This window comes from Streptomyces sp. NRRL WC-3626, assembly GCF_000718785.1.
In the GTDB taxonomy this organism is placed as follows: domain Bacteria; phylum Actinomycetota; class Actinomycetes; order Streptomycetales; family Streptomycetaceae; genus Streptomyces; species Streptomyces edwardsiae.
In genome coordinates, this window is sequence record NZ_JOCA01000043.1 from 1 (window position 1) to 7473 (window position 7473).

General features: G+C 74.9%; 7 protein-coding genes and 2 pseudogenes. All 9 read right to left on the reverse strand.

Annotated features, from left to right (window positions below; all coding sequences use genetic code 11):
* Window positions 1-742 (reverse strand): annotated as a pseudogene (locus IF28_RS40105) (hypothetical protein); the annotation flags it as partial.
* A 3-nt stretch (window positions 743-745) separates the two neighbouring features.
* Window positions 746-1303 carry a phage tail protein gene (locus IF28_RS0135665; protein ID WP_030229535.1) on the reverse strand — a complete coding sequence of 186 codons (558 nt, stop codon included), beginning with the start codon at window positions 1301-1303 and terminating at the stop codon, window positions 746-748.
* Window positions 1300-3261: a putative baseplate assembly protein gene (locus tag IF28_RS0135670; RefSeq protein WP_030229537.1), complete on the reverse strand. Its 1962-nt coding sequence runs from the start codon at window positions 3259-3261 to the stop codon at window positions 1300-1302. Before IF28_RS0135670 ends, IF28_RS0135665 begins: the two co-directional genes overlap by 4 nt.
* Window positions 3261-3683 carry a GPW/gp25 family protein gene (locus IF28_RS0135675; protein ID WP_030229539.1) on the reverse strand — a complete coding sequence of 141 codons (423 nt, stop codon included), beginning with the start codon at window positions 3681-3683 and terminating at the stop codon, window positions 3261-3263. The genes IF28_RS0135670 and IF28_RS0135675 overlap by 1 nt, the downstream gene beginning before the upstream one ends.
* Entirely contained in the window at window positions 3680-4000 is a 321-nt protein-coding gene (locus tag IF28_RS0135680; RefSeq protein ID WP_030229541.1) for a PAAR domain-containing protein, read from the reverse strand. The genes IF28_RS0135675 and IF28_RS0135680 overlap by 4 nt, the downstream gene beginning before the upstream one ends.
* Window positions 4001-4043: 43 nt before the next feature.
* Entirely contained in the window at window positions 4044-5873 is a 1830-nt protein-coding gene (locus IF28_RS0135685) for a VgrG-related protein (protein ID WP_030229543.1), read from the reverse strand.
* Complete coding sequence (locus IF28_RS0135690; RefSeq protein WP_030229546.1) at window positions 5870-6592, reverse strand: LysM peptidoglycan-binding domain-containing protein; 723 nt, start codon at window positions 6590-6592, stop codon at window positions 5870-5872. The genes IF28_RS0135685 and IF28_RS0135690 overlap by 4 nt, the downstream gene beginning before the upstream one ends.
* Before the next feature lie 32 nt (window positions 6593-6624).
* Window positions 6625-7050 (reverse strand): phage tail protein, encoded by a 426-nt coding sequence (locus tag IF28_RS0135695; protein WP_030229548.1) that lies wholly within the window; start codon window positions 7048-7050, stop codon window positions 6625-6627.
* A 29-nt stretch (window positions 7051-7079) separates the two neighbouring features.
* Window positions 7080-7473, reverse strand: a pseudogene (locus tag IF28_RS0135700) (hypothetical protein); the annotation flags it as partial.

Consider the following 7473-nt stretch of genomic DNA (forward strand, 5'->3'; position numbering starts at 1 on the left):
CGGCCGGGGAGGGCGGTACGGCGGGAGGGCGGGGGGGGACGGGCGGGGGCGCCGGCGGGACGGGCGCGGGTGCGGGGGTGGCGCCGTGGCCCTGGGACGGGCGGGGCACGGGCCCGTCGTCGGTGTCGGCGCCGGTGTCGGCGGCATCCGCGGCCGGGTCGTCCGGGGTGACCGCGTCCGGGGCGCCCGCCTCGTCGGCTCCGCCGCCTGTGAGCCGGGAACGCAGCGACGCGCCGAGGGCACGCGCGGCCGACAGGGGCCCGCCCTCCGTGAGGGCCGCCCCGGGCACCTCCGGGGTGACGTCCGGGAGGGCCGGGGGCGCCGGGACGGCCGGGACGGCCGGAGGCTCCATGGGCACGGGGAGTGCGGGAGGCGCGGGGACGGCCGCCGAGGGGGCGTCGGGGGTCTGCCCCGCCCCCTCGGGCTCCGCGGCAGCCGGACGAGCGGCCCGTCGACCCGGATCGGCCGACGGGACCGGCCGTGCCGAGGCCGCCGGACCCGCCGGCTCCGCCGCCGCCGGGGCATCGGCGGGTGCCGGGTCCGCCCCGGGCTCCACGGCGGGCGGGCGGCCCGGAACGGCGGAGGGCGCCGTGGACGCCGTACCCGTCGGAGGGTCCTCCGGAGCCGTCGTCGCGCGGCTCGGCGGGGGTGGGGTGTCCGACCAGCCCAGGTACGTACCGCAGTTGCCGCAGAAGTCGTCCGTCGGGTCGTTGGACGCTCCGCAGGCGGGACATGCGCGCATGCGTCAGGTTCCTTCCTCGGGGGGCGGGGCGGCCAGGACCTCCACCCGGAACGCCGTGTGGACCGGGCTCATGGCCCGCACGATCTCGTGGACCCTGTCCACGTCGACCGCGCCCGGCGCCCGGACCCGTACCAGCACCTCGGCGGGCGGCTCGGGCGGCAGGCCGGAGGCGGCGGTGGACGACCACACCGCGCCCCCGTCGCCGGTCACCTCGGCGTCCACGCCGAGCGCCAGCCGCAGCGCCTCGACCAGTCCGCGCCGGGTGCCGCGCCACCGGTGCAGCTCCACCGCGCGGGCGACGGCCTCGCGGCGCCGTTCCTCGGGCCACTGCGGGTCGTCGGCGGCGCCCACCCAGGACGCCAGCCACACCAGGAAGTCGACCGGCGCCACCCGGGGGTCGAGGTAGGCGGGCAGGTTGTCGAGGGTGGAGAACACCGGGGCGAGGACCGTGTCGAGCCCCGCCGTGAACCGTTGCGCGAAGTCGTCGTCGGCGTACAGCGCGGGCAGCTGACCGCCGATGGGGTAGCGGCTCGGCAGGCCGGGTATCGCGGCGCGGCTCATCCCCTGCCCTCCGCCCCGACCGCCGTGACGACCACCTGGTGCTGGTACGAGAAGACGAGCGCGCCCGCCGCCAGGTCGATGCGGTCCGCCGGGGCGCCGCGCCGGCCGGTGACGGGGTCGGCGGGGAACAGCCGGACCTCCTCGACCAGGGCGTTGCCGGTGGCGCGTTGCAGCACGCCGAAGATCTCGCCGTACTGGACGGGCCGCCCGAAGGGCCAGCCGGTGCCGTCCGGGCCGCCGGCGAGCGGGTTGAGGTGGGCGTAGAGCGCGTCGAGGGCGGCGGCGCGGACCCGGTCGGTGTCGCCGGGGGCCGCCGAGAGCCGGGCCACGACGGTGACGCCCTGGTAGACCGGCGGCTCGACGACGAGGCGGGTGCCGATGAGCCGCCGTTCGTCGAGGCTCGCGGTGATCGCCGCGAGCACCTGGTCGGAGGGGATCAGCTGCTCGAAGCGCAGCCGGTCGTCTCCCTCGTCGGCCACCGCGTCCGGCACCACCAGGACCCGTACCGCGCCGGGCGCGTCGGCGGCCGGCAGGCAGCGCACCCGGCGGACGGAGGGCGCGGCCTGGCGGCTGATGATCTCGTAGTCCTCCGCCGTGACCGCGCGGTCCTGCATACGGAGCGCCTCGGGGGCGCGCCGTCGGGCGTTGTCGACGGTCTCGCCGGCCACCCCGCCGCGTGCCGCCTCCCGGTTGGTCACCTGGGCGATGTACGGCACGGAGCTGAGCAGGACGGAGATCGCGCCGCGTGCCACGTTGCCGGCGGGCCCGCCGCCGGTGCGGTAGCGGGCCACCCGGATCCGCGCGCCCTTCGGCGGTACGGCGCCGCACTGGCGCAGGGTGCCGTCGGGTTCCCGCAGGGCGGGCGGGAAGAGGAACTCGCCGGTGGTGGCGTCCACCCGGACGTGCCGGTCGGCGGGTCCGGAGCGGCCGAAGTGCTCGACCACGTCCCAGCGCTGCCATCCGTCGTCGGTGGAGACCTCGACCAGGGGCGGCCCGGCGTCGAGGAGGACCGGCGGGCGGGCGAGCCGGAACGACTGTCCGGCGACGCCCTCGGAGGTGCCGAGCGGTACGTCGGTGACGGTCTCGGCGTGTTCGACGGCCATGGTGCCGCCGACGGTGAACACCGACGCCTCGCGCACGGTCGGGGACTCCGAGTAGAACGGCTGGTCCGGCTCCGCCTCGGTGACCCGGCAGCGCAGCCAGCCGGCGCGGGTGCCGCCGATGACCGACGCGGTGTGCCCGGCGGGCACGTGGACGATGATCTCGCCGGGCCGGTTGAGGCCGCCGGTGGTGTCGGGGCCGGTCTCGCAGGGCCGCCATCCGCCGCCGTCCCAGGCCTCCCACACCAGCGGGGGCTGGCGCGGGTCGACGCCGATGCCCTCGACGCGGCTGTCCAGGCGGACGGCGACGATGCAGCGCGGCACCGCCGTGGGCAGGCCGAACAGCAGCGCGTCGCCGGGCTCCGGCCGGGTCTGGAAGCAGGGGATGTCGAGGCCGTCGGCGAGCATGCCGGTGCGGTCGCTCTGCTCGCCGGTCTTCGGCGCGGTGACCAGGCGGGTCAGTTCGCTGGGCAGGATGCGCAGTTCACCGGTGGTGGTGAAGACGACGGGTTCGTCGGACTCGCCGCCCGCCGTGGTCACCTCGGTGCCCGGGGGCAGGGCGACCGTGTCGGGCTGCGGTGCCGAGAGCCAGAAGTCGACGTCGGCGGCGGCCGCCGTGGGCGGGAACAGGCGGATGCCCAACAGGTCGAGGAACGCGGTGTAGTTCTTGTCCGGGACCCGGTTGAGCCGGTACAGCAGCTGGTCGACGAGGTAGGCGAACGTCTCGATCAGGGTGACGCCCGGGTCGGAGACGTTGTGGTCGGTCCACTCGGGGGCGCGCCGGCGGACGTACCGCTTGGCCTCGTCGACGAGTTGCTGGAACCGCCGGTCGTCCAGGTTCGGGGAGGGCAGGGCCATCAGTCCGCGCCCGCTTCCTCGGCCCCCTCCTCGGAGGGGATCGTGTAGAAGGGAAAGACCAGGTTGCGCCGGTCGTTGGTGGATCGCAGGGTGTAGTGCACGTCGATGTAGAGGGTGCCGTCCTCGACCGCGTCGAAGGCGACGACGACGTCGTCCACGGCGATCCTCGGCTCCCACCGTTCCAGGGCCTCGCGCACCTGTTGCGCGATGCGTCCGGCGGTGGCGCCGTCGCCGGGGGCGAAGACGTAGTCGTGGATGCCGCAGCCGAACTCGGGGCGCATGGGGCGTTCGCCGGGCGCGGTGCCGAGGACCAGCCGGATGGCCTCCTCGATCTCCCGTTCCCGTTCGACCAGGGCGATTCCGCCGGTGGGTCCGACCCGCAGCGGGAAGCCCCAGCCGCGGCCGATGAACCGCTCGCTCACACGACACCGCCGATCACGACGTTCAGGGCGCCGGGCAGCACGGTCGCGCCGCACGCGGTCCGGTCGCGGGCCCGCGCGGCCGGCAGCCCGCCGATGAGGACCTGTCCCGAGGTGAGCCCGGCCGGGTTGGGCAGGATCACGTTGGCGGGACCCATGAGCACGTGCGGCGGCACCACGCAGACATGCAGGCTGCCCACGACGGCGGCGGGCCGGCCGCCGATCAGGACGGTCGCCACCGACCGCGCGGCGGCGGGCGGCGGGGTGGTGATCCGGCCGCCGTGGTCGGTGGGGTCACCGGTACGGGCTGCGGCTGGCATGCGGCTCTCCTCGGAGGATGTCGGAAAGGGGCGGCGGGCGGGGTCAGTTGATGCGGATGAGCTTGGCCTTGAGGACGCCGAGGAGACCGCCGTCGACGGTGACGCCGGTACCGCCGGTGACGTTCACGTTGCGGCCGCCGATCGTCACGTCGACCCGGCCCTGGATGTCCACGTTGCGGCCCGACACGCTCACGTCGCCGCGTCCCGCGTCCAGGGTGATGCCCTTCTTGTCGAGCACGACGGAGCTGAGCGGCTGCCGGGCCGTGCCCTTGCCGGAGTACACGGTCAGCTCGATCCGGTCCCGGCGGTCGTCGAGGAACACCTCCATGTGCTCGTCGGCGGTCAGCAGCCGTACCCCGGAGCGGCCGGGCGCCCGCGCGTCCAGCAGCTCCACGCGGTGACCCGAACGCGACACGACGGAACGGCGGTTGACCTTGCCGGTGGTCTTGTCGATCAGCGGGACGTCGTGCGGCGAGGGCTTGTCCACGCCGTTGTAGAGCCCGCCGATGACGTACGGGCTGTCCAGCAGGCCCTGTTCGAAGCCGACCAGCACCTCGTCGTTGACCTCGGGGCTCACCACTCCCCCGCCGCCCTTGCCGCCCCACTGCACGGTGCGCACCCAGTCGGTGACGTAGGTGTCGTCCAGCCAGGGGAACGTGAGCTTCACCGCGCCGCTCTCGGCCCCGCCCGGCTCGCGCACGTCGGTGACCACGCCGATCGCCAGACCGGGGATGCGCGGGCCCCGGGAGGGGGCGTTGGCGCCGGTGACCAGGCCGGTCAGGGAGCGGTCCGGGCTGGCGCTCACCCACACCGTCGTACGGTAGCCGCCGTGCGGTTCGAGGACGTGCTGCACGGCCGTCGCCGTGTACTTGCCGGTGAAGGCCTGCCCGACGTTGCCGAGCGCCACCGGCCGGCCCGCCCGCAGCTTCGGATTGCCCTCCGCCAGCACCTCCAGCTCGCCGAAGCCCGCACTCACCTGATCGGCGACGGCGTCGGCGACCGCCTTCGTCTCGGCCTGGGTGCGGTACGGGGTGTCGGTGACGGTCAGCTTCGCCTTCCCGAACCGGGCGGCGAGCGCCGGGCTCAGCCCCGGCACCACCGCGTCGCTGTCCACCGACGGCCGGGCGGCCACCAGGGGCCGCTTCGTGGTGACGTCCCAGCCGCGCACCTCCACCTGCTGCGCCCCGTCCGCCGCCGACAGGGAGGCCCGCAGCGCCAGCAGATTCCGCCCGTACTCCAGCACCATCGGATTCCGGGTGGCCGACGTGGACGGCGCGGGAGCGCCGGACGCCTTCTCCGGCCGGGTGAACTGCAGCAGCCCCTGGTCGTCGACGCGCACCTGCGCGCCGCTCTCGGCGGCCAGGAACTGCAGGAAGTCCCAGTCGGACACGTTCGCCTGCGACAGCTGCTTGTAGGTGACCGGCGCCGCCTGCACGGTACCGACGGACAGACCCGCCCCGGCGGCCACCTTGCGGACGATGGCCGCCGCCGTCATGTTCCGGTAGGCCACCACCTTCCGGCCGCGCTGGAGCCGGTGCGCCCGGGAGTAGGCGCGCACCACCGTGAACGAGCCGGTACGGTCCCGGTCCAGCTCCAGGGCCGTCACCTCGCCGCTGAACAGCCGCTCGCGCGCCTGCCCGGACACGGTGACCACCGACACCTTCAGCGGGGTGCCGATGGTGATGCCGGTCTTCCGCAGGAACTCGTGGTCGGGGTCGCGGAAGGTGAGCACCGCGGCGTCCGGCAGGCCCACGTTCTCGTCCACCACACAGCTGACCAGCTGGGCGGCCCAGATGGGCGGGAGTTCGGCGGGGGTCTCCACGATGGGGTCGGCGGCGAAGGACCGGCCGCCCCGTTCCACGGCTGTGCTCACTGTTCCTCCTCGCCGTCCGCGTCCCGCAGTCCCGGCACCACCAGTTCGGTGCCGGGGACGAGGGCCATCGGGTCGTCGATCCGGTTCGCCTCCGCGATGACCCGCCAGGCGGTCGCGTCGCCGTACTCCCGCCAGGCCAGCAGGGCGAGGCTGTCGCCCGCCACGACGGTGTGCGTGCTGCGGGCCGTGCGGGCGCCGGAGGTCGGGTTCTGGCCCGGCGGGTCGACGCTCGCCTCCTCGATCGACAGCTGGCAGGTGGCCCGCAGCGGCTTCCCGTCCACGTCGAACAGCGTGTACGACACCGACAGACTGGAGAGCACCCCGTCGAACGAGGTCGTGCGGGCGGTCCCCCACTCGAACCGCACCCACGGGCTGGCCGGCTTCTTGCGGCCGAGACTCGCCGGGGTCGGCACACACGCCTTCATCAGCTTCTCCACCGCCTGCTCCACGGAGTCGTCGTGCTTGGCGGTGGCGTCCAGGAACACTTCCAGGGACAGCGTGCGCGGGCCGCTGCCGACGAACTCGGGCAGCGCCGACTGCCCCGCCATCCGGGACGGGGTGCGCCGCCACTCGGTGGTCTTCTGCAACTGCAGGGTGTTCGGGTTGAACTGCAGGTTCAGCCGCGCGATCGTCCCGCCCGGCTTCGCGCCGACGGAGGTCGGGGGCTCCTTCAGCGTCAGCTGGGCCCTGGCCCGACTGGAACGGGACATCGTGGACATGCCGGGACTTCCTCTCGGGCGGGGTGCGGCGGTCAGGAGGGGCGCAGGCCCTCGTGGGCGATCTCGAGGGTCTCGATGGCGGCCTGCGAGCTGCTCGGGTCGAAGGACGGGCCCTGCCAGCGCACCGGCACGATCCCGAACACCTGCCAGCTGATGATCCGGCTGAGGTCCGGCTTCAGTGCGACGATCTCGCCGTCCTTGGGCTCCACCCGCCGCAGCGTCTCGTCCAGCCAGCGGCCGATCTTCGCCGTGTCGGCGGTGACCGGCCGGGTGAGCGTGATGTTCGACCAGGTCACCCGGCCGGGCAGCTGCCAGGAGAAGCCGTTGTTGCCGCCCTCGGCATAGCTCTCGATCTCCACCTCGGCGCCCATGCCGGAGCAGGTGTTGAAGGCGCCCAGGTCGTTGCCGCCGATCGTGAGCCGGAAGAACACGCTGCTCGCGAAGATGTTGTCCGTCATCCGTCCGTCATCCGTTCCGTGCCGTGCCCTCAGCGGCGTCCGTCGTAGGGGCGGCCCGTACGTTCCCGGCCGCGCCGCAGCTCGGTGCGCAGGAGGCGGGCCAGGGGGTCGAGAAGGCGGCGCGCGAGGTCGTCGAGGTCGGCGCCGGGGGTCTGCGGGTTGTCCGCCGCGCGGGTGGGCTGCTTGCCGGGCCTCTCGGGTACGGCCAGGTCGCCGGCGAGGGAGGGGGAGGGGGAACGGGTGGGTCCCGGGCGGGACGTGGGCGGTACGGCCAGGTCGCCGGCGGGGTGCGGCGCGGCGCGCTGGACGGGGGGTGCGGCCGGGCGGCCGGTCACCGTCCTCGGGCGGACCACGGGGGACGGTTCCGGTGCGGCCGGGGCGTGGGCGAGGGGGGCGGTCCGGAGGGTGGTCACGGGGAGGGGG

Coding starts and splice junctions, on each gene's coding strand:
- IF28_RS0135665 (WP_030229535.1), bottom strand. CDS start 1,303: ATGAGCCGCGCCGCGATACCCGGCCTGCCGAGCCGCTACCCCATCGGC.
- IF28_RS0135670 (WP_030229537.1), bottom strand. CDS start 3,261: ATGGCCCTGCCCTCCCCGAACCTGGACGACCGGCGGTTCCAGCAACTC.
- IF28_RS0135680 (WP_030229541.1), bottom strand. CDS start 4,000: ATGCCAGCCGCAGCCCGTACCGGTGACCCCACCGACCACGGCGGCCGG.
- IF28_RS0135690 (WP_030229546.1), bottom strand. CDS start 6,592: ATGTCCACGATGTCCCGTTCCAGTCGGGCCAGGGCCCAGCTGACGCTG.
- IF28_RS0135695 (WP_030229548.1), bottom strand. CDS start 7,050: ATGACGGACAACATCTTCGCGAGCAGCGTGTTCTTCCGGCTCACGATC.